The following is a 26,963-nucleotide window of genomic DNA, read 5'->3' as shown; positions in this document are numbered from 1 at the left end:
TTGCCCATCCTACTCTCTTCTCGGCGAATCCCGCCATTCCGCATCCACCGGCGGCAGCCCGCCGCCTAAAGTCAAGTAAATCCGGTCCACCCGAAGCTGGGATTTTCTCGCCAGAATAGAGAGGACATGCTCGCCCGCGGACAAGTCCATGTCCGACATAAAGCACCAGTAATAGACCTGCGCCGTGTTATACGTATGCAAATTTCCGCCATGCGGCTGTTCCGACAAAGGCCTCACGTGGCCGTCCAGCGCCAGATAACAGGAGTCGGACGCGCCGTTGTGATGTCTAAGCAGCATCCATAAGGAATAGGTGCCCGGAGTGCCGACTTCAAGCCGGTAATGCATTCCGGGAGCCTGATCCGGCGCCTCCCACAACCTTCCCGGCGGCGCAACATGCATGGCAAAACCCGTTCGTCCATTGGTCTCTGCCTGCAGATGGCTCCACATTAACCAGCTTCCGTCTTGGCTGGAGGAGAGGTAGGCGTTATTGGAGTTCTCCAGCGCATACTCTGCTTCAATTGCGAGGATTCCGTCTTGTTCCGCAAAACGGCCTGTGCCGAACTCCCGCAAAATATCCTTTGGCCCGGTGCTGTCCAGGAAAGCCGCGTAGCGCTGAGGTCCGAACGCCGTCTGCGGAACACTCATGCATTTGAGAAAGGTCTGGTCCTTAATATGATGGAACGCCTTGGTTACATAAAGAACATTTGGAGGCGGTACTTCCGCATCCTTTGTTTTGTACACTTCTTCGCCCAGCCGTTCCAGCTCCGTCCAGTCCACTCCGGGGCTTTCCAATCCATAGTCGGCGGCCGGTTTGCGGCTATGTCCGCTTGTGACGGGGCCTAAATACGTTTCCTTTCGTTCTCCCGTATACAAAACAAGCTTGGAGACGGTCACATAAGGATCAACCATGTTGAGCTGCAAATAATGCGCGCCTGCGGACAACTGCGGCAGAGCGACCAGGATTTTTTCGCCGTTATCGAAGACGCTCTCCTTCCACTGCCCCATCCACTCATCGCGGGTGTCTGATTCAACAAGAACCGGCGGTTCACCATCCACGCCGATCCCAAAGCGGATTTTGCCTGTGGAATTCAGTGTGAGGTTGCGGTAGACTTCCAGCGTACAGACTCCGGCTTTTTTCAGAAAAAAGTCATACTCCACACGCGGGTGACCCTGAAGTTTCCCATCCGCCGGATGCTGCTCCGGACTCCATGCCATGACGGCTGCCCCTTCATATCTTCCGATTCCGGGCACCGTAATCCAACCCGCCGCGGAATGCGTAATCGAGCGGTCAAACTCAGCGGCGGGCATGGCCACATATCCGTCCGACTCCACATATCCCGCAAAAGCTTCCGGCAAACGCACGGCCTCCTCCACCCTGACTGCAACTGGAATCGCCGTGCCGTTCCGGTGATCGTAAACCGTGATCCGGCACTGCTCCCCGCTATGCGCCTCGGGATCAGTCACAGCGACAAGGATCCGCTTTTCCGTCTGCAGCGTTCCTTCCGACTCTGAAAGCACAACCCAATCGGCTTCCGCCTCAATGGAGAATGGAAGGGTTCCTTCTCCCAGGTTTCCGAGCTCCAGCCACTTATGCCGCTGCCCATGGACAGAGAAGTTCAGCGACTCGTCCCCGTTCCAGAGCGTCACCTGGAGTCCGCTGCCTTCAATCCGCAATGCGGGTGTTCTGGCAGGATATAAAGCGGTCGGCGGGGGCGGAAAGCTCTCAGGCGTCAGCATGCCGTCCCACTTGCCGGCGCTCATCTTTTTGTTATAAAAATGCAGCATTTTACGTTTGCTGTCTGTCATTTTCAAGGAAAGCTCCGTGTACCGGTCGGCTGCCTGCATATTTCCGCGGTCGTAGGAAAGCCCGCTCCGGTCCGCATAATAATATTCGTGGTTGGTGTAGTAGGACGCATGGATTTTCATCAGGAACAGCTGAAAAAACGCATCGCGCTCTTCCAGCGGCAGCTGCTTCAGGATCGCATTTCCCCGCCGGAAAATATCCTCCAGCCGCATCAGCCGCCGTCCGGCTTCATCCCCAAAAACCGTCTGGGAAAAAACACCGGACTGCATATGCTCAATCTTACGCACATTGGTCACCTGGGCAAACGTTTCGTAAAGCTCCGCGGCTTCCGTCCCGTGATTGCCCGAAAAATTCGAGTTGATCCAGTGTTCTGTAAATTTAAACGCGTTTTTGGTGATGCCCGTTTCTTTGCCCACTTCCCAGCCGTACCGCAGAAAATATTCCATGTCCTGTTCAAGCGGCTTGAGTCCGCCAATGTTCAGAATCCATAGCTTCTGGATGCCGGACTCGTAGGATTTTTTCAGTTCGTTGCCGATGTGGGCCAAAGGGATCGAGTTGATAAACAGATAACTCATCCCCGTTCCCGGATGTGCCCAGTAAGAGCTGTGATAATAGAGTCCGTTCCCGCCGCTGCGGCTGCGTTCCGCTTCATTTGGGTAACGGCGCATATGCCCGAAGTTATCGTTTGCCCATACCAGAGTCAGATCGTCAGGCAGGTCGAGCCCGCGGTCATACAGCGTTAACACTTCTTTGTACGGGATAAAGGTTTTCAAGGCCTGCTGTGCCCGGGTCTCCCCCAGCACATCGCTAAGAATTTGGCTTTGGTCGTCCATCACCTGCTTCAGCAGGCGGACCTTTGCTTCCGTTTTTTCCTCATCTGTCAAAGTGGTGTCCTCATCAATTGCCTGGGTCTCAAAACCGCTGTCGTGGATTCCCCGCATGCCCATCGTATAACTCACTTCGAAATCCTTATGATGTTCGACGCTTTCCCGCCAATACTCCTTTAATATTTCCCGGTTGCGTCCTTCCATGGAGTAATCATACACGGCGTCCTTGTACCCTTTGGATTCGATCCAGGGCTGCCACTCGTTTTGGTTGCTGCGCAGCAGCATATCGCAATGGGAGGTACCGACCACAATGCCCATTTGTTCGGCCAGCTTTGCATTTTCCGGGTTGCCGTTAAAATAATTCACGTGCATGGCCGGCCAGATATAATTTGCCTTCAGCCGCAGCAGCAGCTCAAAGATATGCCGGTATGTAACCGGACCAATGGTGCCGTCCGGCGTATGCAGCCTGGCCCAGTCGTCCAGCTCCTCTTCGTCGTTAATAAAAATGCCCCGGTACGGAACGGAAGGCCAATCTGCCTTAACGAAGTCCTTCGGGATTTGAAAAAAGTCTTTTTTCCTCACGGGAACATCCGCCCAGTAATGCCAAGGAGAGACGCCGATTTTTTCGCATAAATCGTAAATGCCGTAGATCGTCCCGCGCCGGTCCGTTCCCAGAATATAAAGCACCTCATCCGCCGCTTGCAGAAGAAACGCTTCCCAGTGATAGGAGCCGTCTTCCTGCTTCAGCAAATCTACGGCTAATTGTTTGCGGTGGATTAACGCCTCATGGTGCTGGGCCGTGCCGATGACGATTCGGCATTGCTCGATTTCGGTAGACAAGGCTGCTGTACAGCCGGACACCGCATGAATGTCCTGCAGGAGATTGCCGGCCGCGATTTGAACCGCGCTGGTTTCTTGTTCCGATACATACACATAAATAATCTGATCTTTTTTGAATAATTCGAGCATGGGGATGATAGCCTCCTTTGTCTCCACTATAGAGAAAAAGAAGGCAATAATCTTTTATTATCTTGCCATTTCAGCTGTTTATTATATTATATTGCTATAAAATCTAGGAGGCCGCAGCGATGAGCAGTGCCGATTTGTATCTGACCGATCCTCTTTTCGCCATCGAATATGTACGGCACGATCCGGACCATCGGATGACGAAGTTTCATTATCACCAATCCTATGAACTATATTTCCTGGAGGAAGGGGCGCACCCGATGCTGATCCAGGATTCCATTCATGAGCTGGCCAGCTACGATGTGGCTTTATTTAAACCCCAGGTATTTCACAAAAGCCGCAGAAACCACTCGTGCGCCAGAACCTGCGTATATTTTACGGACCGGTTTTTGCGTCTTTATTTTACCGAGCGGTCCATCCGGTCTTTGCTCAGCTGCTTCGACCAGGACATTATTTCGGTAAGCCGGGATGCCTTCCCACGGGTCAAAAAACTGCTGCTGCGGCTGGAACAAGAACAGGTGAGCAATCCCGATAACCGGATTTTTATATATCTGGCTGAACTTCTGAACTTGTTGAATGAAAGCAAAGGAGCGCCCCGCCTGGAGCACAAGCCCTCCGCACATGCCAAATTCACGCCGATTCTGACGTACATCAACCAGAACTACAACCAGCTCGGCAGCATTGAGGAAATAGCAGACCAATTTAAACTCTCCAAATACTATTTGTGCCGGATTTTTAAAGAAGCGACTGGACTCACCTTGACGCAATACATCAACACCATTAAAATCCAGAACGCCTGTAATCTGCTCGTCAACTCGGATCTGTCCATCCTGGAGATCGGCACGGCCTGCGGGTTTAATTCATCCATGTATTTTTGCAAAACCTTTAAACAGGCCTTATCCGTCACACCAAGCGAATTCAGGAAAAATGCGCAGTAGAGAATCATGCCTTAGACTCCTGTCGTGTCCCGCTTCAGGTGTCGCAAGCTTCCGGCGGGCACGTCCTGTTCCAGGTACCTCAGGCTACTGGCGGGCATGTCCTGTTCCAGGTACCTCTGGCTTCCGGCCCGGTGCCCTTCCCCATTTACCTCAGTCTTTCCAGGCCCCCATGTGAACTCCAGCCCCCTTAATCCGCCGCTGTCCGCCTTTGTCTCCTTTACTGCTTCGAGACTGTCTTGGACCCGGTTAGCAGCTCAGGAAAGGACGGCTTCTGAAGTGCAGCAGTGTAAGAAGTCCCATTCCATCCATAATAGATGGCGCCTGAGTCCACCCGGTACGCTGTCAGCTTGCCGGCTGTGCCTGTGGATCTGTATAGTCCTGCGTTTTTTTGGTAACCGCCGTCTCCATCCGGAACGGACGATACATACACCATTTCCATCCGCTCACGGTTCACTCCGAATTCAAACAACGCTCCTCCGGCTGAGTGATAAGACACGATCATCTGCGGCTTCAAGACTTTGCCCACTGCCACAGCCTGAACGTTAAAAGCCCGCAGCTGCTCTTCCGAAGCCTGCGGCGCCCCGTTCAGCCTGGAAGACGTTGAGATCACCGCGTAAGAACCCGCTCCAACCGGATATAGCTATATGTAATATTACATTACATAAAAACGCTTAAACTACTTAAAAAAGAAACAAATTTTAAAAATTTTAAATTTTTATGTTATAGTTATTGACATTTACTATTGAGCTAATTATATTGACATTATAAGATTTCAACGACACAACAATGTGTCCTTGAAGGTGACAACAGATTGTTTCCACAGTGCTGTGGACGGATAATCTGCTGTACTGGATACCGGAGTGTTACTATCAATAATTATCAGTCAGTCACGATGGCGTGGCTGCAATGGCAATGGGGCCGATGAACTTAATCCGCAGATGTGCGGGTTCTGTCAGTCGGCCCTTTTTTGCCGGTTCATTTACTTAGGGTTATTCAAAGGAGGATGTCAGCGATGGAAGCAAAAGGGTTTCGTAAGGCAGGTCACGCCCCGAGTTTATTGTCAGCTTTTTTGTACTTTGATGTAAGCTTTATGATTTGGGTGCTGTGTGGAGCCCTGTCGCTCTATATCACCAAGGATTTCGGATTATCAGATACTCAAAAAGCGGCCATGGTCGCCATCCCCATCCTCGGCGGTTCGATTTTCCGCATCCCCATGGGCATCCTGGCTGACCGCATTGGCAGTAAAAAAGCAGGCCTGCTCGGGATGTTCCTCACCATCATCCCCCTCCTGTGGGGCTGGCTGGGAGGAACGAGCCTTCTGCAGATGCATATGATCGGATTCTTGCTCGGCTTTGCAGGGGCAAGCTTTGCCGTCTCCCTCTCCCTCGCCAGCCGCTGGTACCCACCGCAATATCAGGGACTCGCAATGGGCATTGCCGGAGCCGGGAACAGCGGAACGGCCCTGGCAACCTTTTTCGGGCCGCAGATCGCCCAGGCTTATGGCTGGCATAACGTATTTGGGATCGCCCTGATTCCCCTGGTCCTCGTTATGATTATTTTTGCCCTATTGGCTAAAGACGCTCCGAATGCCCCGACACCCAAGCCGCTTAAAAGCTATCTCAGCGTCTTCAAGCATGCCGATACCTGGTGGTTCTCGATGTTCTACGCCATTACCTTCGGCGGATTTGTGGGGTTCGCTAATTATGCGAGCATCTTCTTCTATGACGTATACGGCGACGGCGTCCATTCCGGGGGCCTGACCAAAGTCCAGGTAGGCTACCTGGTCACCATCACAGTTATCGCGGGCAGCTTCTTCCGGCCTTTAGGCGGCTGGATTGCGGACCGGATTGGCGGCATGCGCCTTCTGCTTGTTTTGTATGCTGTAGTTTCTGTATGTGCGTTCGCCATTGCATCGATGCCTGGTTCATTCCTCGTGATGCTGCTCTATACCAGCGTAATGATGGCTTGCCTCGGAATGGGCAACGGCTCGGTCTTCCAGATCATCCCCCAGCGCTTCTCCAGCGAAATCGGAGTCATTACCGGCATCGTCGGCGCAGCCGGAGGCCTTGGCGGATATCTGCTGCCGACTTACATTCTCGGTCCGCTGAAGCAATCCACCGGCTCACAGGTTACCGGATTTCTGGTGGTCGGCTCTATTGTGCTTCTGACAACCCTGATTTTCTATGCTGTAACCCGCTCGTGGAAAAAATCCTGGGCGAAGGCGGAATCCGGGGTCAATTTCTAACGAACTTATCCAGAAAACTTCGAGGCGGTGAACTCACATGACAACGGGCAAAGTGAAAAGTGTCTGTCCTTATTGCGGTGTTGGCTGCGGGATCATACTCGAAGTGTCGGGTAACCGCGTGGTCAAACTCACCGGAGATAAAGAGCATCCGGCAAATTTCGGCAGGCTATGCACCAAAGGCAGCACGGCGGCAGCCGCACTCACGGAATCCGGCCGGATGGAATATGCCTACAAACGCCAGGTACGCGGAGCCGAGCCTGAACGGGTGGGCATCGATGAAGCCATCCGTGATACCGCGCAGCGGCTGCGGGCCATTTTGGAGGAACACGGTCCGGACGCCCTGTCCGTGTATGTGTCAGGTCAAATGTCGCTGGAGGCCCAGTACCTGATCAACAAGCTGGCCAAGGGTTTCATCCGCACCCCGAATATTGAGTCTAATTCACGTCTATGCATGGCGGGCGCCGGGAACGGCTACAAGCTCTCCCTGGGTGCGGATGGACCTCCGGGTTCTTATCAGGATATGGATAAGACGGATTTATTCTTCGTCATCGGCGCCAATATGGCCGATTGTCATCCGATTCTGTTCCTACGGATGATGGACCGGGTGAAGGCAGGGGCCAAGCTGATTGTCGTGGACCCCCGGCGGACCGCAACAGCGGACAAAGCAGACCTTTTCATGCAGATCAGGCCCGGAACGGATCTTGCCCTACTGAATGGACTGCTGCATTTGCTTGTTAAAAACGGACACACAGACCCGGCCTTTATCGCCCGGTTCACCTCCGGCTTTGAGAGTATGGAGGCATTCCTGGAGGACTATCCGCCGGATAAAGTGTCCGAAATTACCGGCATCCCGGAAGCCGATATTCGGCAGGCTGCCGAGTGGATCGGCGGGGCGCCGGAGTGGATGTCCTGCTGGACCATGGGTCTTAACCAGAGCATTCACGGCACTTGGCACACGAATGCCATCTGCAACCTGCATCTCGCCACAGGCGCGATCTGCCGCCCGGGAAGCGGCCCCTTCTCGCTCACCGGTCAGCCCAATGCCATGGGCGGGCGGGAGATGGGCTACATGGGCCCGGGCCTGCCCGGGCAGCGCTCTCTGGTGTCTGAGGCTGACCGCAGCTTCATAGAGAAGCTGTGGAAAATTCCCCAAGGCACCCTTCGGACGGATGCCAGCGGCGGCACCATTTCCATGTTCGAGAGCATGAGTGCAGGTAGGATCAGAGCCTGCTGGATCATCTGCACCAATCCGGTGGCTACGGTTCCCAACCGCAAGAAAGTCATCGCTGCCCTTGAGGCGGCTGAACTGGTTATTACGCAGGACAGCTTCCTCGACACCGAGACTAACCGTTATGCGGATATCCTGCTGCCCGGGGCTCTGTGGGCAGAAGGCGAAGGTGTGATGATCAATTCCGAGCGCAATCTGACCCTGATGCAGCAAGCCGTCGAGCCGCCCGGAGAGGCCATGCCCGACTGGCAGGTGATTGCCAGGGTAGCAGCTGAAATGGGCTATGCCGAGGCATTTTCCTACTCATCTTCGGCAGAGGTCTATGCCGAAATCCAGCAGGCCTGGAATCCGAAGACCGGCTACGACCTGCGCGGAGCCACCTATGCACGGCTGCGGGAAACGCCTGTGCAGTGGCCCTCTGCGCCGGACCAGCCGAACGACCGGAACCCCATCCGGTACTTGAACCGTCAGGGCGGCACTGCTTTTAATGAGCCTGCTGATGGCAGCGTTCCAGATATCGTATTCCCGACAGACAGCGGAAAAGCTGTATTCTGGGCACGCCCGTATATGCCGCCTGCGGAAATACCGGACAGCGACTATCCTTTTGTGCTGAATTCCGGCCGCTTGCAGCATCAATGGCATACACTGACCAAGACCGGCAAAATTCCCAAGCTCAATAAGCTGAACCCGGGTCCATTTGTGGAGATCCACCCGGAAGATGCTGAGGCGCTTGGAATTAAAGACCGCCAGCCGGTAGAGCTTCGCTCGCGGCGGGGCCAGGCGGTGCTTCCGGCTGTCCTTTCCGACCGCGTGCACCCGGGTAACTGCTTTGCTCCCTTCCACTGGAATGATGTCTTTGGTGCCCAGCTAGCCGTCAATGACGTCACGAATGATGCCGTCGATCCCCTGTCCTTACAGCCTGAGCTGAAATTCTGTTCCGTATCGCTGGTCAAGGCTGCGGGCCAGTCGTCCGGGGAGCTGCAAGCACCGGAAATGGGCCAGAATCAGCCCGCACCGCCAGCCGCCGCTGGGAACGCCCATCTGAAGGAGGCCGTAACCATGAAGCAGCTTGATGCGCTTGCGGGCATATTTGGCCTTGAAGCCCCTACAGCCATGATCCTGGATAGCCATGAACAGGCTTATCTGTCCGGTTTCATCACAAGCCTGCGCACCGAGGCCGGCGGGTCAGCCTCCGGCGTCCCGGTTCTGCCGGCCACCGCACCGTTTGAACTGTCCACCCGCTACTTTGTGGACGGTCTGCTGGCGGGTATGTTCTCCCGCACTCCGCTTCCCGGAGCGGAATCCCATTCCGTGCAGGCAATGCCCTCGGGTCCGGTCTCTTCAGGGGCAACCCCCGAAGATGCTGAGGCAGCAGGAAAGCTTCCAGTGACCATCCTTTGGGCCTCGCAGACCGGAAATGCCGAAGGTGCAGCCATTGACTGCGCGAAGAAATTACAGCAGGCCGGTTACGACATACGGCTGATAAATATGAATCAATATTCTATAAGCGATCTGGCGAAAACCCGGTTTGTGCTGTTTATCGCCAGCACCTTTGGAGCCGGAGATCCTCCGGACAACGGAGAAAGCTTTTACCAGTCGCTCAAGGTAGAGAATGCTTCTCTACTGAAGGATCTGCGGTACGCCGTGCTCGCCTTCGGGGATTCTAACTATGATCTCTTTTGCGGCTTCGGAAAGAATCTGGATACCCGGCTGGAGGAGCTTGGCGCATCGAGGCTGCTGGACTGTGCCCATTGTGATACGGACTTTCAGGAACAGGCGGATGCATGGGCAAAGGATATCTCGGAACTGCTTCGCGGGTTCGCTGGCAGCCCGGAGCCTTCTGGATTAGCCGCAGCAAGCGGCATCTCTTCCGCTTCCCTTGCTGCCCTCGGCCCGGCTTCCCCGAACCCGGATCAACGCGGATATCACCAGAATCACCCAGTCCCGTCACGGCTCCTGTTCAAACAACATCTGAATAAGGCCGGATCTGAAAAAGAAACCCGCCACTACGCCTTCGACCTGAAGTCCGCAAGCGTGCAGTTCGAAGCAGGTGATGCGCTCGGGGTATGGCCCGTCAATTGTCCCGGCCTGGTTAATGATCTGCTGCACACCTTGGGCATTGAGCCTTGTGCTCCGGTAATGGTTGCAGGCCGGGGAGAACTGCCGGTCAACGAAGCGCTGCTCCGTCATTTTGAGATTGCCCGTATTACTCCGAAGATGCTCCGGTTCATCCGGGACCAGACACAGAACAGGCAGCTAATCAAGCTCCTTCAAAGCGAAAACGAGACGGAGCTGAAGCAATGGCTCTGGGGGCGCCAGCTCATTGATGTTCTGGAGGAATTTCCGGTTACCCTCAGCGCTCAGGAGTTTCTGGAACAGCTCAAGCCTTTGCAGCCCCGCCTGTATTCCATTTCGTCCAGTCCGAAAGCCCACCCGGACGAGGTTCATATTACAGTGTCTACTGTACGCTACGAGAATAACGGCAACGCCCGCAAAGGAGTATGCTCCACTTTCCTCGCGGACCTCGCTACAGAGGATAAAGAGATTCCAATTTTCATTCAAAGGAATGCCCATTTCCGGCCACCGGCTAATCCCGATGCCTCGATGATTATGGTTGGACCGGGCACAGGCATCGCCCCGTTCCGCGGCTTCCTGCAGGAGCGCAAAGCATCCGGTGCCAAAGGAAAAAACTGGCTGATCTTCGGCGAACAGCGGGAGGACAGTGATTTTTATTTCCGCGGGGAGCTTGAAGCATTGCGGGGGGAAGGCTTCCTGCAGCGGCTGGATACGGCCTTTTCCCGGGATCAGGCGAAGAAAATCTATGTGCAGCACCGCATCCTGGAGCATGGAGCGGAAATCTGGGCCTGGCTTCAGGAAGGCGCCCATTTCTATGTGTGCGGAGACGCCCGGCAAATGGCCAAAGAAGTGGATGCGGCGCTGAAGAAAGTGATCCGGCAGCATGGCGGCATGACTGAGGATGAGGCCAATGATTATGTAAAAGAAATGTCATTAACCAAGCGGTATGCCCGGGATGTCTATTGAAGCAGCAATTGCGGGCATGAATCGGCCAGCGCGGTTTAGCGATGAAGCACATCGATGCTTAAAATCTTCCGGCAACGATCACCCTACAGATTAGCGTCCTTGCGGGCTCGTTAATCACAGGAGGCGATCCCCAAATGACAAAACAGGATAATCCGGCGGATAACGTTGAGCATTTACGACAGAGCATTTACAACAGAGCATTCAGCTTCATGCAGAAACTGCATGAAGCTGAAGACTATTTAAACGAATTCTCTTCTGAGATCAGCAGTAAAGTACGTGAACAAATCGAAGCACAAAACGAACGCTGACACCTATTTTAATATTGTTTATGAGTTTAAGTGCCTATAGAGTTATTTCAAAAAAAATCTAGCATCGAAAAAGCACTAACACATCATTTAAATTTAAATGCGGCACACGCAGCAGAGCCGAAATCTCCTGGGCCATCATGCCGTACCGGATTTCGAGCAGCAGCGTTTCCCTGTAATGAACGGGCAGCCGTATTACGACTGCCCAGATTGCGTTGGTGTATTGTTTGTCCGTAGCCTCCGCTTCAGCGGAGGGTTAACTTCCATGGGGAATATCGTTTCCCTGAAACAGCCGCTTCCACTTTGCGTTTTTTTTGCTCCAGCTGTATACCGTATTTCTCGTTATTCTCAAAAGCCAGGTCTTAGCGGAAGACTGCCCCCGGAACGTATCGCCATACCGGTACGCCATCAGGAACACCTCTTGGCTGATATCATCTGCCTGCTCCCGGCTGCTTGTCAAAAAATAGGCTAATTCCATACATCATTTCCGTACTCCTCCATCCATTCCCGAAGCGCCGCTTCGGGTGCGGAGCGCATCTGCTGCAGGTTCTCGCTCTCCACAATATCTCTCACCTCTATTAGAAATAGACTCCAGTGAGGGGGGAAAGGTTCCTGGATACCCGTTTCTTAAATCCGTGTCCTAGATTCTCACTATTTACACCTAAGTTGAGGTTATGTCCCTATGACCCCAAACCTGCTTACCTCTATGAATACAATCCAAAATCCTGCTACACCCTACCGCCCCAGCCTATACCGCACCCGAATCACGCCCTCCTCCACCTCCAGCTGAATCTCCCCCTGCAAGTCTGTCCGGAAAACCTGTGTTTTCTCCGCCTCCAGCCGCTCCAGCACGCCGGGATTCGGGTGCCCATACGTATTGTTCAGTCCTGCCGAAATTACCGCTGCGGCCGGATGCCAGTAGGACAACCAAGGTGCAGTGCTTGACGTTTTGCTGCCATGGTGCGCCACCTTCAGCACATCCACCAGATGCTCACGCGCCGCCGCAGCACCTGGCTGCCCCTTACCGGAACCGGCAATCTCCGGCTTCATTCCTCCGGCAGACGGATGTCCTTTAACAGCCAAGCTGTCCAGCAGTTCAGACTCCGCCCGTTCCTCCATATCTCCCGTGAACAAAAAATTGCGCCCTTCCATCTCCAGCCGGAATACCACAGATGCGTCATTTTGTTCTTTTACCACCGGCAGAGACGTTAGCGGTGCCGGTGCGGCTTCCCTCGCCAGCGGGTACATAAACCGCAGCGTCGTCCCTGGATCGGGCGACCAGTTCATCCCCGCATACGCGCCGTACAGCCGGACATTCCGGCTTAGCGCCGTACGCATCAGCTTGGAGTAGTCGTCCCCCGATGCCATCGTTCCGTTAAAAATCAGCGAAGTCACCGGAATCTGCTCCAGCACCGCTTGCAGCCCGCCCGCATGGTCCCGGTCCCCGTGCGTGAGGATGACCGCGTCCAGCCGCTGAATCCCCCGTTTTTTCAGTAGCGGTACCAAAAGCTTGCGGCCGACTTCATAAGGATCCCTGCGCTGCCGCCAGGCTTCTTTGTTCCCGAACTGCTGCGTGCCGCCTCCGTCCACGAGCAGCCTGGCACCGCCTGGTGTCGTAATTAGAATGCTGTCCCCTTGCCCCACATCAAGAAAAGACAACCGCCCCCCATCCGGCACCGCCTCCGGGCGGTATGCATGGTATAGATGAACCATCAGCAGGGCGCACAGCAACGGAGAGATGATGCGCAGCTTAAGGGGAACAGTCACTTTAAGCGCTCTATTTTTCCGCCACAATGCGAATCCTTCCCGTCGGCCGCTCGGGCCTACGGCATGCGCTTGAGGCACAAGCGGCACGGTCTCGTCTGGACCATATACCGGCTGGGACCTAGCATCTTTTACACTGACCACAGCGGCAAGGATACCGTACAGCAGCAGATAATAGACACCGATCCACAGCGGAGAAGGAGAACGCCAGATGGTGACGCCGTGCCCCCAATCGTTCATCCATTGAATCAACGTGTAAGTCGCGTTATTGATAACTTCCGTTCCCTGTGCCAGCAGATAGCCGCCTTTTTCCCAAAAACTGAACACCAGCAGTGCACCAGTTCCAAGCGGCAGCACGATAAACGTAATGAGCGGAACAAGCACGAGATTTGCTGGAAACGACAGCAACGAAAACTGATTGAAATAATAGATCGTCAGCGGAAAAGAGGCCAGCTGCGCCGCCAAAGTCACCACGGCCGCCCCGCGGATCCGGCGGGGAAGCCGGGTGAACAGCCGGTCCATCGGCGGCACAAACACCATCAGTCCGGCCGTCACCAGATACGACAGCTGAAAGCTCACATCCAGCAGATAATAGGGATTCCACAGCAGCATAAGCAGCGCCGAACCGCTCAGCAGATTTAAGCCGTCCTTGAGAAGCCCGGACCTGGCGGCGTACAACCCGATCATGCTCATCAGCCCTGCACGGATCACGGAAGGACCGGCTCCCGAGAGCAGCACATAGCCGGGGACGAGCAGAAGCGTCAGCAGCAGCCCGGTCTCCCGGGTCAGCCGAAGCCTCGAGAAGAGGAACAGCATCGCCCCAACAAATATCGCCACATGCATACCCGATATCGCCAAAATATGTGTCAAACCCAGCCGGGAATAATCCTCATAAGTTTGAGGATCAAGCGCGTCGCCGATTCCGATAATCAGCCCCTTCATATAACCGGCATGCGGCTCCTCAAATAACCGGTCCAGCGCACCGGCCAGTCCCGCCCGTGCTCCATCTGCCAAACGCAGAAGTCCCGTCGGACCGAAGCCGGAAAAAGGCTCCGCTACAGCGGTGGAGGCACCCTCCGCTTTTAGCAGCCAATGAATGCGGTGATGGTACAGATACCTCCGATAGTCGAACCCGCCGAAGTTCCGGGCTTCCCCCGGCCGCTCCAGCGTTCCCGGCATGGTAAGCCGGTCGCCGCGCTTCCAGCCTGCAGCCGTTTCGATTTCTTGCTCCGCTGCTAGCTTCAGCTGAACGGCCAGCTTCTCGCCCGCAGCAGCATGCTGCGTATCCCGCTTCCTTTCTGCATGGTGTGCCGGTCCGCCCGGAGTTGAAATGGTCTGCAGCTTCAGCGTGAAGCTTACCCGGTCACCATCCCGCTCCACTACAGAATCGATCGTCCCGCTCACTTTCACCGGTTTGCTCTCGGCAGCTTCCGCGGAACACTCAAGCGCCTTCGGAACGGACGTCACATTCGCCGCGTCGTTCCAGTCCCAGTAGACTGCGGAAACAATCAGCGTTATGCAGAGCATTGCCCCTTCCTTCCAGTGAATCCGTTTGGCGGCGGCCCATGCGGCTACCAGCAGAATGACACCAGCCAGGAGCAGGACAAGCGGTCCCCCGGAGCGCTGATATCCCGCGGCGCTTCCGGCAACCCAGGCTGCGGCGCAGCCGAGCAGCGGCCTCATTTTTTTCATGTTATTTCTCCTCTCCATGGCATAAAAAAAGAACCTCCGCATTCACCCTTACCGGGCGCACACAAAGGTTCTTCCCTCGTACACTTGGATTGCTCTTCATCTCTGTTTACTGGTTGCATGCATGCTTACTGCTTATGCGCATGCTTACTGCTTATGCGCATACTTACTACTTAGTACAGCTAAATGCTTACTAGCCCCTACTTAATCCTAACCTGCTTGCCGCCTCATGCACCTAATCCGTAATCGCCAGCACCGTCTCTTTTGGCGGTTCATACGTTTCCAGCCGGCGGAACACGATGCCCTTTTGTTCCATCATCAAACGGACTTTCCCCGTGTCTTTTGGATAGGGCCGAAAAAACACAATTTCCACAATGCCGCTGTTCGCCAGCATATTGGCGCAGGTCCAGCACGGCTCGTCCGTGACGTACACCGTGCTTCCTTCGCGGTCCACCCGGTCTGTAAACAGCAGCAGATTCTGCTCTGCATGGATGGTGCGGATGCAGCGCTGCTTTTTAACCATAGTCTGGGCGCCGTCAATTTCGGCAACCTCGAACTGCTCGGCGACCATGCATCCGGCTTCGGAGCAGTCCGGCAGCCCCATCGGTGCGCCGTTGTAGGCGGTGCCCAGCAGTTTTTTGCCCTGTACCAGCACCGCCCCCACATGCCTGCGCGGACAGCGCGAGCGGGTGGAAACCATGAAGGCGATATCCATAAAGTAGGTGTCCCAATCTTTGCGGTATGCGGCATCCATCGAATGTATCCCCATCTTCTTATTGTAATGGTCGGGGCCCCTTGGAGCAGGCCTCCGCCGGACCCGCCGACAGGCCGGGGCCGGAATTTGATTCTTATTGTAGCACACACCCGCAAAAAACCGCCAGAAAGGAGGTCACAGCCTCCTGCTTGTTCCCATTCAGGCCCTCAATAAACCGCATAAGGCCGCAGCTTCTCCAGCATTTTTGGCCCAATGCCCTTGACCTCCTCCAGCGCTTCAAGGCTCGGGAACGGGCCGTTCCGCTGGCGGTATTCCGCGATTGCCTGTGCCTTTTTGTCCCCGATTCCCGGAAGCCCGGTAAGCTCCGTTACCGAAGCTGTATTGATGTTGATCTTGGCGGAGCCGTCAGGCGCAGTTGCTTGGACTTGCGAAGACGCGGATTGATCCGCGCCCGCTCCCAAGCCTCCGACACTACCTCCAGCTGGTGCGGCATTTCCCTGTGCATACGCTGACGTGTTGTTATCCGCAGCTTTAGTGCCGGACAATCCGTTCGTTTCCACTGGCGTTCCGCCTGTGCCCTGGGTTCCGGCGGTAATCGTATTGGCTGTCTGACCGTCCGCAGGCTTACTAGCCGCCGTCCCTTGCCCCGCAGCCACAAGCGTCCCGTCCGTCTTGCCTCCCAGTTTCTCATCGGCTCCGCCCTTCTCCGCCGCGGCACCGCCCTTTTCTTGCCCCGCCGATGCCCCGGCGTCCTTGCTGCCGTGCTCCGCCGGCTTCCCGCCGTTTTCCGGCGCAGTACCGGCTTTTGCCGTGTCCGTATCCCGGCCGTCAACCGTTCCCTCGCCGCTCGCCGGGCCTCCGCCGCCCACCGCCTGCTCCATCTGCGCATTCAGCGGCTGCCAGGTGTCAATCTCTGCCGCTCCCCCGCCGGAAGACAGCAGCAGCCCTCCACCAAGCAGTGCTAGTACCGCCGCTGATAGAAGCGAGGTTTTATTCATCAGCCGCGTCCTCCATGCCGGCTATTCCCATATGTCCGTTGCCTTCGTGCGACAGCTCCCATGTCCGCAGCTCGTACCGGGAGATTCCGTTTGTAACATACGGATCCCTCAGGGCGATGGCCTCTGCTGCCTCGCGCGACTCGGCACGAATGATGACCATGCCTCCGGCATAGTCCGAGAAAGGACCGCTCAACACCAGCTGCCCCGCCCGTTCCAGTTCCTGCAGATAACGGACGTGCGCACGGATGACATTCAGATCCGGCTTGTTCTCACGGTGCAGCATAATTACATAACGGATATCCTCAGGTTTTACTTCGTACATTAGTTTTCACGCCTCTCTCCGGGCCGGCTTGGCCCAATTCGTCAATTTTCCGCTTTTTCGCGAACATCCGGCATGAGGCCAAGACGGCGCGGCATAGAATGAGGAAGAGCGTTATCCATCCCTTGCATAATTATTTAAAGAAAGGAGGGAGCTTCCTCTGATGAAAGTAGGATTTATAGGAACCGGCAGTATGGGCAGCCTGCTGATCGACGCATTTATCGCTTCCGGAGCCCTAGCCTCCACGGACGTGCTGGCCAGCAACCGGACTCCCGGTAAGCTTACGCTGCTGGCAAACCGTCACCCTGGGATCACACTGTGTTCCAGCAACGCGGAGACGGCTGAACGAAGCGATGTGCTGTTTCTCTGTGTCAAACCGCTTGAATTCAGGACACTTGTTGATGAGATCGGCGGCTGTCTCCAGCCGGAGCAGATTGTCGTGTCCATCACCAGCCCCGTCCAGCTGCGGCATCTGGAGGCCTGTCTCCCGAGCAAAATCGCCAAGGTCATTCCCAGTATCACCCACCGTGTGTTCAGCGGGACCTCACTCTGCGTATTCGGCAGCAGATTAAAAAAGAAAGACAGGCTGCTGCTGCTGCAGCTCCTGTCTTTTCTGGGTGTCCCTGTTGAAATTGATGAAGCACACACACGTATCGCCTCGGATTTCTCCAGCTGCGGTCCTGCGTTCCTCAGTTACTTTGTGGAGCGCTGGATTCAGGCCGCGGTGGAAACCACCGGCGTTGACGAGGCGCTTGCCAGCCGGCTTGCGGGGGAAATGCTGCTTGGCACCGGCCGTCTGCTTTCCGAAGGAATCTTTACCCCGGCCGAACTTCAGCATCGCGTCGCTGTTCCGGGCGGCATTACCGCGGAAGCCTTGGAGCATTTGCGGCGCAGCCTGGAGGGCGTATTCGAGCGCCTGATTGACACAACGCACGGCAAGTATGACGAAGATGTCGCACGGCTGGAGGAGCTCTTCGGCAGAAGCGGTGTTCCGGCCCCGCCGCGGGAGCGTTAGCTCCCTGCCTGAACGGGGCTGCAATCGCGGAGCCTCACACTGCAGAGCCTTCAGCACAGGGCCTTCCCGCGGCGCACGTGCGCCGCGGGGCTTGCCTTACGCGCAGCTTTCATCCTCACCGGTTAGCCTGCTACGATATTCACCAGTTTGCCGGGAACCGCAATAATTTTGCGAACGGTTTTGCCTTCCAGCGCCTGCGCCACGTTTGGCAGGGCCAGCGCATGAGCTTCCATGTCCTCACGGCTCATCTCCTGCGGGATCGTCGCACGCTGTACGATTTTACCGTTGATCTGAACGACGATTTCAACTTCCGCGTCCACCGTCCATTTTTCATCGTAGACCGGCCACGCCACATAAGTGATGCTTTCCTTATGGCCCAGAAGCTCCCAGAGTTCTTCGGTGATATGCGGCGCAAGCGGCGACAGCATCTGAACGAAATTCTCCATCGCTCCGCGCGGAAGAACATCCTGTTTGTAGGCATCGTTCACAAAAATCATCAGCTGGCTGATAGCCGTATTAAAGCGGAGATGCTCGAAGTCCTCCGTCACTTTCTTGACCGTTTTATGCCAGGTGCGCATAAACTCGTCGGAACCGGCCTCATCCGAAATTTTGCTGCTGAGTGTACCCTCTTCGCTTACGAACAAGCGCCATACACGGGAGAGGAACCGGTGTATCCCTTCTACCCCGCTTGTATTCCACGGCTTCGTAGCTTCAAGCGGTCCCATAAACATTTCATACACACGCAGGGTGTCCGCACCATATTCCCCGACAATTTCGTCCGGGTTAATGACGTTGCCGCGCGATTTGCTCATTTTCTCGTTGTTTGTGCCAAGGATCATGCCCTGGTTGACCAGCTTGTGGAACGGCTCCTTGGTGTCTACTACACCGATATCGTACAGCACCTTATGCCAAAAACGGGCGTACAGCAGGTGAAGCACCGCATGCTCCGCGCCGCCGATGTACAGATCAACCGGCAGCCACTCTTTTTGCTTCTCCGGCGAACAAAGCTCCTTGTCGTTGCGCGGATCGATATAACGCAGGTAATACCAGCAGCTTCCTGCCCACTGCGGCATCGTATTTGTTTCGCGGCGGGCTTTCATGCCCGTCTCGGGATCTATGGTGTTCACCCAATCCGTGACGTTGGCCAGCGGCGATTCTCCGGTTCCCGACGGTTTGATTTGATCGACGTCAGGGAGCAGCAGCGGCAGCTGGTCTTCCGGCACCGGCTTCATCGTGCCGTCTTCCAGATGCAGAATCGGGATTGGCTCGCCCCAATACCGCTGACGGCTGAACAGCCAGTCGCGCAGCCGGTAAGTGACTTTGCCTTCTCCGCAGCCCTTCTCCTCCAGCCAGGTTATCATCGCCGCGATCGCTTCCTCGTTGGACTTGCCGTTCAGGAAGTCCGAGTTCACATGCGGTCCGTCGCCGGCATATGCCTCTTTCGTCATATCGCCGCCTTGGACAACCTCAATGATATTAAGCCCAAACTGCTTGGCGAACTCCCAGTCCCGCGTATCGTGGCCCGGCACGGCCATGATGGCGCCCGTACCGTAACCGGCAAGCACATAGTCGGCGATCCAGATTGGCAGCTTCGCGCCGTTAACCGGGTTCACAGCATAAGCGCCCGTAAATACGCCGGTTTTTTCCTTGGCCAGGTCGGTGCGTTCCAGGTCGCTCTTGCGGGCAGCTTTCTCTTGATACCCCTGCACCTCAGCCCGCTGCGCCTCGGTTGTGATCCGCTCCACCAGCTCATGCTCTGGCGCAAGCACGCAGTAGCTTGCTCCAAACAGCGTGTCAGGACGGGTCGTAAACACCTTCAGCGACGCATCGGTTCCTTCGACGGCAAACGTAACTTCCGCGCCGGTCGATTTGCCGATCCAGTTGCGCTGCATATCCTTGATGCTTTCCGACCAATCCAGTTCTTCCAGGTCCTCCAAGAGGCGCTCGGCGTATTCCGTAATCTTCAGCACCCACTGGCGCATCGGTTTGCGGATGACCGGATGGCCGCCGCGCTCGCTTTTGCCGTCGATGACTTCCTCGTTCGCCAGCACTGTGCCAAGCGCCGGACACCAGTTAACCGGCACCTCGGCGACATAAGCCAGACCGCGTTTGTACAGCTGGATAAAAATCCACTGCGTCCACTTATAATACTCGGGATCCGTTGTGCTGATCTCACGGTCCCAGTCGTAGGAGAAACCAAGCGACTTCACCTGGCGGCGGAAATTGTCGATGTTCTTGAACGTAATATCACGCGGGTGCTGCCCTGTATCGAGCGCATGCTGCTCCGCCGGCAGTCCAAAAGCATCCCAGCCCATTGGATGCAGAACGTTATAACCGCGCATCCGCTTGTAACGGGAGACAATATCCGTTGCCGTGTAGCCTTCCGGATGGCCGACATGCAGTCCGGCGCCCGACGGATACGGGAACATATCCAGCGCGTAGAACTTCGGTCTGCCCGGCTCCTCTCCTGTTTTAAAAGTCTTGTTCTCTTCCCAATACCGCTGCCATTTCGGCTCCAGCTTCGTCGGCTGATAGCCCGCGGCTGCTTTGTTGTCACTCATACGTATGCTCCTCCTTGGTCTGTCGCCCGGGGCAGGTCCTTTCGCCTGATGTCGAAATCCCGGGAAGCTAACGCGAACGCTGTCCCCAATCTTACGGCCGAAAGTCCTCCTTGCGCCCGGGTATCAAAAAAACCTCCCATCCCCAGCGTATAACCGCTAGGGACGAGAGGTTCAATTCCCGTGGTACCACCCTAGTTAGCGCAGGACATGCTTTGCCCTGACCGCTCCCTTTGCACCCTTTAACGGGGGTGAGGCGCCGGTCTTCCCCAAATCTGCAGCATTTTACGCAAATGCGCCGAGATTGGCTGATCCCGCTGCTCCGAGGCGAGTTCATTCCGCTTCCGCCAACCGGCTCGCACCAACACACCGGCTCTCTGCATGGCTTCTGACAAAATTACTGCTCCTCATCAACGCTGACACTTGTTCAATTCCACCATATTATAACCAATCGCCGAGGCCGCAGTCAATCATGCCATGCATTCAAACTGCCTCAAACCGTCTTTCTATGCATGTAATACGACAAAAAATGCTGCAGCACGACTTTTCCGGCGGCAAACACCGGTACAGCAAGGATTAAACCAACCATTCCGGCGACCTCTCCGCCGACAAGCAGCGAAAAAATAATCAGCAGCGGATGCAGATGCAGCCGCCGTCCGACGATTTGCGGCGAAATCACATTGCTCTCCAGGGCCTGGCACAGCAGATTGACCAGAGCAACAAGCAGCACGAGGCGAAAGCTGACCGTGGCCGCCATCACAATGGCCGGAGCCGCGCCGAGAAAAGGCCCCATATATGGCACGATGTTAAAAATGGCAACGACACAGGCAAACAGCAGCGCATACGGCATGCCGATCAGGGCATACCCGATGTAGGCCAGCACGCCGATAATGACGCACACGAGAAACTGGCCGCGGATATAGTTGCCGAGCGCGGTGTCAATTTCTTTTAGCAGCATGACAATCGCTTTCCGCCGGGTCCGGGGAAGCAGGGAAACAACACCCCGCTCGAACACGTCGAAGTCTTTCAGGATATAAAACACCAGGAACGGTACAATGAACACATTAAACAGCATGCCGATCGTCGTCCCGATATTGTCGAGAAAATGGGAGATTCCCCGCGCCAGCTTCCCTTCCAGTTGAAAAAACCACGTGTTCATCCCGGCCTCCACACCCGGCGGAATCAGCCGCCCGTTCATATTGCGCATCAGGCTTTGGGCATGCAGCGTCATTTCCGGCAGATGCTCTTCGAGTTCCTCCAGCTGCTCGACGAACATGGGGATGAGATTAATCACGATAACCGCGATCGCGCTCAAAAACACAGCGTATATGATCAGTACCGCTACACCGCGCGGCACCTTGCGGGCCGCCAGCAAATTCACCACAGGATTGAGCACATAAGATACAATCATCGCCGCCAGAAAAGGGGCCAGCACCGCTTTAAGAAATACAAACACAAGCTGAAGCATCGGCCGCAGCAGCCACACAAAATAAAGGATGATCAGAGCGAGCAGCACGCCAATCATCCAGCGGAACCATCGGTTTTGGGTCAACTGCTCCATGATATCTTCCTCCGGCGATAGAATCGGACTGGCTTATGCCTTCAGTATATGTTTTGCCTGCAAAAAATAACCGCCGTCTTCCCTTTCGCCCAGGTTAATCCAATGTACGCGCCCGCCGCCAATGCTATTTATACGAAAAAAAACGCAGGAAGCCCCCGCCTTACTTGCATAGGGCGGGGGCTTCCTGCGCCGGGTGAAGTCTCTTTTATGTACTTGCCCGTTCCACTGCGGAACGGGACTTAGGACGAAGCATGGAGATGCGGGAAATCCTGAACCGCTTCTTCCCCGAAGAACAAATCGTCCAGCGAACTGAGCGTACCGTCTTCCTCGACCTGGTAGACGGACATTTTCTCCCCGTTCACCGTAAGCTCGATAAAGCAGCCCCAGCAGTAAAATTGATGGGAGCCGATTTTACCGATATCCTTGGAGTTGCAGTTTGGACACTTCATGTTTCACATTCCACCTATTCGTTAGCGATATTAATGGCGTTTTGCAGCCTTTCTTCACTCATCGGAGGAACCAGCACGGCGTTCTCCCCGATGGACATGTCGTCCGTGCAGGGGAGCCATTTCCGGCCTTCCATTAAATCCGTCACCAGACCGTCGCTGATCTCCAGCGCTACTATTGTGTTTCCCATTCTTTGGTCAAAATAAACATCGGACACACGGCCCAAAATCGTTCCGTTCGTGGTGACCACCTGCATGTCCTTCAGTTTGCTTTTGCCCTGGACAAAGGTAAAGGGAATATCGCCCGCTTCTTTCTTCTCGATCGACTCTTCGCTGCGGATCATCAGCGCGTCTTCGCCGTAAGCCACAATCTCTTCCCATGCCACAACTTTCACAAGGGTGTTGAAAAATCCTTTGCTTTCCAGTTCAATACCCGTAATAATCCACTTTGAATCGAGCATAATATCGACAATTTTGCCAACTTCCTTGCCCTCTTCGACTCCGAAGACGGACAAGCCGATCATATCCTGAAGTTTCATGGGTGCTGGAGTCCCCTCGCTTTGTTGGATATAAAGACACTGCCGATTACAGGGTAGAATTCCCTGGCAATAAATGCCGCCGTCAGAGTAACCGAAAGCTGCCGGTTAATCGCAGCAAAGCTTGCGGGAGCAAAAAACCAAGCTGTGCAGACACCGGCACTGCCGGCTTAGTCTCTGCTACGCAGCCGGCTCCAAACGGTTTCAATTTTTTGCGCCGTCATTTGCATATCTTCCGTAGTATTACCCAGCCCTGTGCTGAATCGAATCGCTGACTCCAAAAGATCCGGCGGCAGATGCATCGCCTGCAGCACATGCGAAATTTCGAGCGACCCGGAAGTGCAGGCCGAGCCGCTTGCCGCGCAGATGCCTTCCATATCAAGATTCATGAGCATCACATCGGTCCGTACGCCGGGAAAGCTGATATTAACAATCGAGGGTAAAAAGAACTCGGAATTCCCATTTATGCTGTAAGCTTCGCGGCCAATAGTTTCGTCAAGAGCCCCAAGCAGCATCTGCCGCAGCTCCAGCGCTTTTTCCCGGCGTTCATCCAGCTCACGGACGGCCAGTTCGGCCGCCAGGGCAAAACCAGCGGCTCCTGCCAGATTTTCCGTGCCGGCGCGGCGGCCCCGCTCCTGCAGCCCGCCGTGGAGCCGGGACGCAAGCGGCGCTCCGGTGCGGACATATAATCCGCCAATTCCCTGCGGACCGTTGATTTTATGCGCCGAAAAGCTCATATAATCGACCGGCAGCCCGCTTAGCCGGATTGGCACGGCCCCGAGAGCCTGCACCGCATCAACGTGGAACCGTACGCCCCGTTCCACTGCGATTTGGCCGATTTTCTCAATCGGCTGTAACGTGCCTACCTCATTATTGCCGTACATTACGCTGATTAATACGGTATCCTCCCGCAATGCTGCCTCGACGTCGGCCGGATTCACCTGCCCCGTGGAGTCAACTGGAAGATAAGTGACCTCGAACCCTTCCTTTTCCAGCTGCCCGCATGCATGCAGGACGGCATGATGCTCCACCGCCGTCGTAATGATGTGACGCCCCTTGCCCTCCAAAGCGTAAGCTGCTCCGAACAGGGCAAGATTGTCGCTTTCCGTGCCGCCTGCCGTGAACACCCATTCGGACGGCTGGCAGCCAACGGAAGCCGCAAGCGTATCGCGGGCGCTGTTCACAATCCGTTTGGCCGTCCGGCCGTACGCATGCACGCTGGAGGCGTTGCCGTAGCTTTCCGTCATGATGCGAAGCATCGCCTCAGCCACTTCCGGCCGGACCGGCGTGGAGGCGGCATGGTCGAGATATATTGTTGTCATAATCATGTCTCCGCTTCTTGTATAGTTAGATTGATCCGCAAGCAGAAATAACCCCACAAAGTGGAGCCTCAGCCAGGGTGCCTTCAAGTACTTTGCGGTTCTTTAGGAAATGAATGAACACTGCTTCACACATCGTACATTTTATATAATAAAACTTCAACCTTGGGAAAAAGAACCTCATTATTCTGTCGGCCCAGAATTCTGCCGCCAAGAAACCAAACAACCGGGGAATGTACCCGGCGATGTCCTTTTTGCCACACATAAAATCAGTATCAGTAATGGTTGAGAAATATAACTGGCGGGAATTGGACGGTATCACCCCGGCAGGCTGCTTGAACAACAGCATAATGTACATAGATTGGCTCGCACCGGCGGCTAGATTGTTTTCGTAAAAACCATCGTACATCCGCTCGGTAAGATCCGGCATAAAAAGACCGGTATATCGGTCCATGTAGGCGCGAACGCCAAAGCCCGCCCACCACCACAGCGAAAACGACTCCCACACTTTAACCGCATGAGGAATCTCTAGATCACGGAACAAACGGCTGTAGTCTTCTCTGAAATGAGTCGACCGGCCGAGCTGCTCCACATCATGCTGCAGCTTATATTCGCTGGCAATGCGCTCCCAGCAGGAGTTCAGGCGGTTCCGAAACCGTTCCTTCTCCAGTAAGAATAGCACAGGCTAGAGAACAATAGTTGGTCTGTATGTACCAGATCTACAGGATCTACAGGTTTTAGGCAGGTCGCCCAAGGTGGACTGTAATTCCACTATTCGCTTAGTTTTGTGTTTATTCGTAAGTTCACGGACTGTAATTCCGCTAAAAGCCGTGAACAGCGCTTTAATCAGGTGCTGCTGCTCAAATAGCGGAATTTGAGTCCTGCTGCCTCCTGTTACGGAGATAATATAGAGAATAGCGGAATCTGAGTCCACTCATGGGTAAGTTGTATGGGTCTTTTCCGGGCACCATATAGTTACCGGGAAACACCCGCCTCCCATCTTACAAGAAGCATAGATGTTCTTTCTCACCATTATTTTTCAAAATTGTTTTGGCATACTCAATAGTAGAGTTATGTTACGGTGGATTCGGCTGTTGTCAAATACAATCTATTCCCAAAGTTCACTGCCTTCAGTTTAACTTTATACTGACCAAAAAACTTTCGGAATTCTGTGTATTATAAGGAGGTTCTGTGTGGTGCTATTCTATGTGCCATCTAAGCTATTACCTTGGGTCACTTTCGATAATGATACTGTTTATCTGAAGCAAGGTGCACCTGACGATGTAAAGCCACTCTATGAGAAACTGAAAGCGAATATAGAAAAATATTCTGATAACGCCTTCCCTAAGGACGGGTCATTTCCAAAACTATAAGTACTCACCCATGGAGAAATTGGGTACACCAATTTTACCTTGAGATGGTCGCGAAATCGTTTCAAATCAGCAACACTTCTTTTTCGGTCCGCTCGAGATAACCGTAGTCGTTGGTGGATAGAACCCGCGTCGATTCGCAAAAAACCTCTTTACTTCTTCACTAAGGCTTCCGCCCCCTTTATTAATAGGTCCTTTATACTAATTCTCGACTGACGATGTCCGATCATGTTGTCGAAAGCGCTCGTTGAAGGGTGTTTTGGTCGTACTCTCTGATTCTAGTTTGCAAATACGGAAAGTTTTCACAATTTTAATATAGTAAATTCTACCTACGTCTGATAGTATGAATTTGTAACTATTTCATATTTCAGGGGGAACAACATGAAGAAGGCATTTTATAAAAAATGGTGGTTCTGGGTCATTCTGATCCTTGTAATTGGCTGGATAGGAAGCTTGGGTGCTGATAAAGAACCAACTCTTGCAGATCCTCAACCTAGCGCTCAGTCTGAAACGGTTCTCGCCAAAGAAACCGAAAAACCAGTTCCGGCTGCGACACCGACCGAAGAAGAATTGAAAGTAAATAAAGAAGCTGCTGAAAAGGCGGAAGCTGAGAAAAAAGCTACGGAAGAGGCTAAAGCCAAAAAGAAAGCCGAGGCGGAAGCCAAAGCTGCGGCCGAGGAATTGGCTAAAAAGGAAGCCGCGGCCAAAGAGGCAAGTATTCCTCGGGAACATAAGGCGGCATTAGAAAAAGCGCAAACCTATGCAGAAATTATGCATATGTCAAAGGCAGGTATTTACGAGCAGTTGACTTCTGAATATGGAGAGAATTTCCCTAAAGAATCGGCTCAATATGCAATTGATAACATTGAAGTAGATTGGAAAGAAAACGCGTTAAGTAAAGCAGAAACGTATGCGGAATCGATGAATATGTCAAACAAGGCTATCTACGAACAGTTGATTTCAGAGTACGGGGAAAAGTTCACTAAGGAAGAGGCACAATACGCGGTAGATAATTTAAAATAAGATAAAAAAATCGAGTAGGAGGCTGCTCAATAACTGAGCAGCCGACCTCTCACACCACCGTACGTACCGTTCGGTATACGGCGGTTCAACCGCATAAGTGCAATTTACGTAATTGCTCGTACTGTGCTGGGAAGTTTGATCCGTCAGCGAACCGTCGCTAACAACAAAATTTCACTTTATAGCTGCCGGCCTGATCCTTTCCGGGAATCCAGCTGAACGTTCTCGTATCTGCAGCGAATGTTGCTCCTTTTGGCGGATTCTCTGCCCGATAAGTCAGCACCTTGCTGTCTGCATC

General features: G+C 54.3%; 19 protein-coding genes, 1 pseudogene and 1 other annotated feature. Of the genes and pseudogenes, 6 read left to right on the top strand and 14 right to left on the bottom strand.

Going from position 1 to position 26,963, the window contains the following annotated elements; translation table 11 throughout:
* Positions 1–9 precede the first annotated feature (9 nt).
* Positions 10–3,600, bottom strand: a complete 3,591-nt coding sequence (locus ACE6ED_RS17505) for a glycosyl hydrolase 115 family protein (protein ID WP_410828503.1) — start codon at positions 3,598–3,600, stop codon at positions 10–12.
* 119 nt (positions 3,601–3,719) lie between these two features.
* On the opposite strand from ACE6ED_RS17505, the gene ACE6ED_RS17500 reads away from it, so the two are divergent.
* On the top strand, positions 3,720–4,535 hold the full coding sequence (locus ACE6ED_RS17500) for a helix-turn-helix transcriptional regulator (RefSeq protein ID WP_410828502.1): 816 nt from the start codon (positions 3,720–3,722) through the stop codon (positions 4,533–4,535).
* Positions 4,536–4,752: 217 nt separating this feature from the next.
* Here the strand turns inward: ACE6ED_RS17500 and ACE6ED_RS17495 are convergent, their stop codons facing one another.
* Entirely contained in the window at positions 4,753–5,145 is a 393-nt protein-coding gene (locus tag ACE6ED_RS17495) for a hypothetical protein (protein ID WP_410828501.1), read from the bottom strand.
* Positions 5,146–5,547: 402 nt separating this feature from the next.
* Between ACE6ED_RS17495 and ACE6ED_RS17490 the strand changes: the two genes are divergently transcribed.
* From ACE6ED_RS17490 to ACE6ED_RS17480, 3 genes are all read left to right on the top strand, one after another.
* Positions 5,548–6,780, top strand: coding sequence for a nitrate/nitrite transporter (locus tag ACE6ED_RS17490; RefSeq protein WP_410828500.1), 1,233 nt, complete (start codon positions 5,548–5,550; stop codon positions 6,778–6,780).
* Positions 6,781–6,817: 37 nt separating this feature from the next.
* Positions 6,818–11,050 carry a sulfite reductase subunit alpha gene (locus ACE6ED_RS17485; protein WP_410828499.1) on the top strand — a complete coding sequence of 1,411 codons (4,233 nt, stop codon included), beginning with the start codon at positions 6,818–6,820 and terminating at the stop codon, positions 11,048–11,050.
* A 134-nt stretch (positions 11,051–11,184) separates the two neighbouring features.
* Positions 11,185–11,358 (top strand): small acid-soluble spore protein Tlp, encoded by a 174-nt coding sequence (locus ACE6ED_RS17480; RefSeq protein WP_410828498.1) that lies wholly within the window; start codon positions 11,185–11,187, stop codon positions 11,356–11,358.
* A 253-nt stretch (positions 11,359–11,611) separates the two neighbouring features.
* Here the strand turns inward: ACE6ED_RS17480 and ACE6ED_RS17475 are convergent, their stop codons facing one another.
* The 5 genes from ACE6ED_RS17475 to ACE6ED_RS17455 all read right to left on the bottom strand — a co-directional run bounded on the left by ACE6ED_RS17475 (position 11,612) and on the right by ACE6ED_RS17455 (position 16,843).
* Entirely contained in the window at positions 11,612–11,833 is a 222-nt protein-coding gene (locus ACE6ED_RS17475; protein WP_410828497.1) for an RNA polymerase sigma factor, read from the bottom strand.
* A gap of 257 nt (positions 11,834–12,090) precedes the next feature.
* Entirely contained in the window at positions 12,091–14,811 is a 2,721-nt protein-coding gene (locus ACE6ED_RS17470; RefSeq protein WP_410828496.1) for a ComEC/Rec2 family competence protein, read from the bottom strand.
* 232 nt (positions 14,812–15,043) lie between these two features.
* On the bottom strand, positions 15,044–15,562 hold the full coding sequence (locus ACE6ED_RS17465; protein ID WP_410828495.1) for a deoxycytidylate deaminase: 519 nt from the start codon (positions 15,560–15,562) through the stop codon (positions 15,044–15,046).
* A gap of 167 nt (positions 15,563–15,729) precedes the next feature.
* A complete protein-coding gene (locus ACE6ED_RS17460) occupies positions 15,730–16,521 on the bottom strand; it encodes a ComEA family DNA-binding protein (RefSeq protein WP_410828494.1) in 792 nt (263 codons plus the stop codon).
* Positions 16,514–16,843, bottom strand: a complete 330-nt coding sequence (locus tag ACE6ED_RS17455; protein ID WP_410828493.1) for a YciI family protein — start codon at positions 16,841–16,843, stop codon at positions 16,514–16,516. The genes ACE6ED_RS17460 and ACE6ED_RS17455 overlap by 8 nt, the downstream gene beginning before the upstream one ends.
* Positions 16,844–17,003: 160 nt before the next feature.
* Between ACE6ED_RS17455 and comER the strand changes: the two genes are divergently transcribed.
* Entirely contained in the window at positions 17,004–17,855 is an 852-nt protein-coding gene (comER, locus tag ACE6ED_RS17450) for a late competence protein ComER (protein WP_410828492.1), read from the top strand.
* Between the two features lie 122 nt (positions 17,856–17,977).
* Here the strand turns inward: comER and leuS are convergent, their stop codons facing one another.
* The 6 genes from leuS to ACE6ED_RS17420 form a co-directional block, all read right to left on the bottom strand.
* Complete coding sequence (gene leuS, locus ACE6ED_RS17445) at positions 17,978–20,416, bottom strand: leucine--tRNA ligase (RefSeq protein ID WP_410828491.1); 2,439 nt, start codon at positions 20,414–20,416, stop codon at positions 17,978–17,980.
* A gap of 155 nt (positions 20,417–20,571) precedes the next feature.
* Positions 20,572–20,836 (bottom strand) — a binding site (T-box leader).
* A gap of 70 nt (positions 20,837–20,906) precedes the next feature.
* Positions 20,907–21,974 carry an AI-2E family transporter gene (locus ACE6ED_RS17440; RefSeq protein WP_410828490.1) on the bottom strand — a complete coding sequence of 356 codons (1,068 nt, stop codon included), beginning with the start codon at positions 21,972–21,974 and terminating at the stop codon, positions 20,907–20,909.
* Positions 21,975–22,213: 239 nt separating this feature from the next.
* Entirely contained in the window at positions 22,214–22,423 is a 210-nt protein-coding gene (locus ACE6ED_RS17435) for a hypothetical protein (protein WP_410828489.1), read from the bottom strand.
* Positions 22,424–22,437: 14 nt separating this feature from the next.
* A complete protein-coding gene (locus ACE6ED_RS17430; RefSeq protein ID WP_410828488.1) occupies positions 22,438–22,959 on the bottom strand; it encodes a PRC-barrel domain-containing protein in 522 nt (173 codons plus the stop codon).
* Positions 22,960–23,126: 167 nt separating this feature from the next.
* A complete protein-coding gene (locus ACE6ED_RS17425) occupies positions 23,127–24,278 on the bottom strand; it encodes a cysteine desulfurase family protein (RefSeq protein WP_410828487.1) in 1,152 nt (383 codons plus the stop codon).
* A gap of 25 nt (positions 24,279–24,303) precedes the next feature.
* Complete coding sequence (locus ACE6ED_RS17420; protein ID WP_410828486.1) at positions 24,304–24,819, bottom strand: hypothetical protein; 516 nt, start codon at positions 24,817–24,819, stop codon at positions 24,304–24,306.
* A 1,207-nt stretch (positions 24,820–26,026) separates the two neighbouring features.
* Here ACE6ED_RS17420 and ACE6ED_RS17415 point away from each other — a divergent pair.
* Positions 26,027–26,668 (top strand): Ltp family lipoprotein, encoded by a 642-nt coding sequence (locus ACE6ED_RS17415; protein ID WP_410828485.1) that lies wholly within the window; start codon positions 26,027–26,029, stop codon positions 26,666–26,668.
* Positions 26,669–26,825: 157 nt separating this feature from the next.
* Here the strand turns inward: ACE6ED_RS17415 and ACE6ED_RS17410 are convergent.
* A pseudogene (locus ACE6ED_RS17410) lies at positions 26,826–26,954 on the bottom strand (putative Ig domain-containing protein); the annotation flags it as partial.
* Positions 26,955–26,963: the final 9 nt, after the last annotated feature.

Source organism: Paenibacillus nanchangensis (assembly GCF_046543445.1).
Classification (GTDB): domain Bacteria; phylum Bacillota; class Bacilli; order Paenibacillales; family Paenibacillaceae; genus Paenibacillus_AQ; species Paenibacillus_AQ nanchangensis.
Note: the sequence above shows the minus strand (reverse complement) of the source record. Positions and strands in the feature narration are given on the sequence as shown.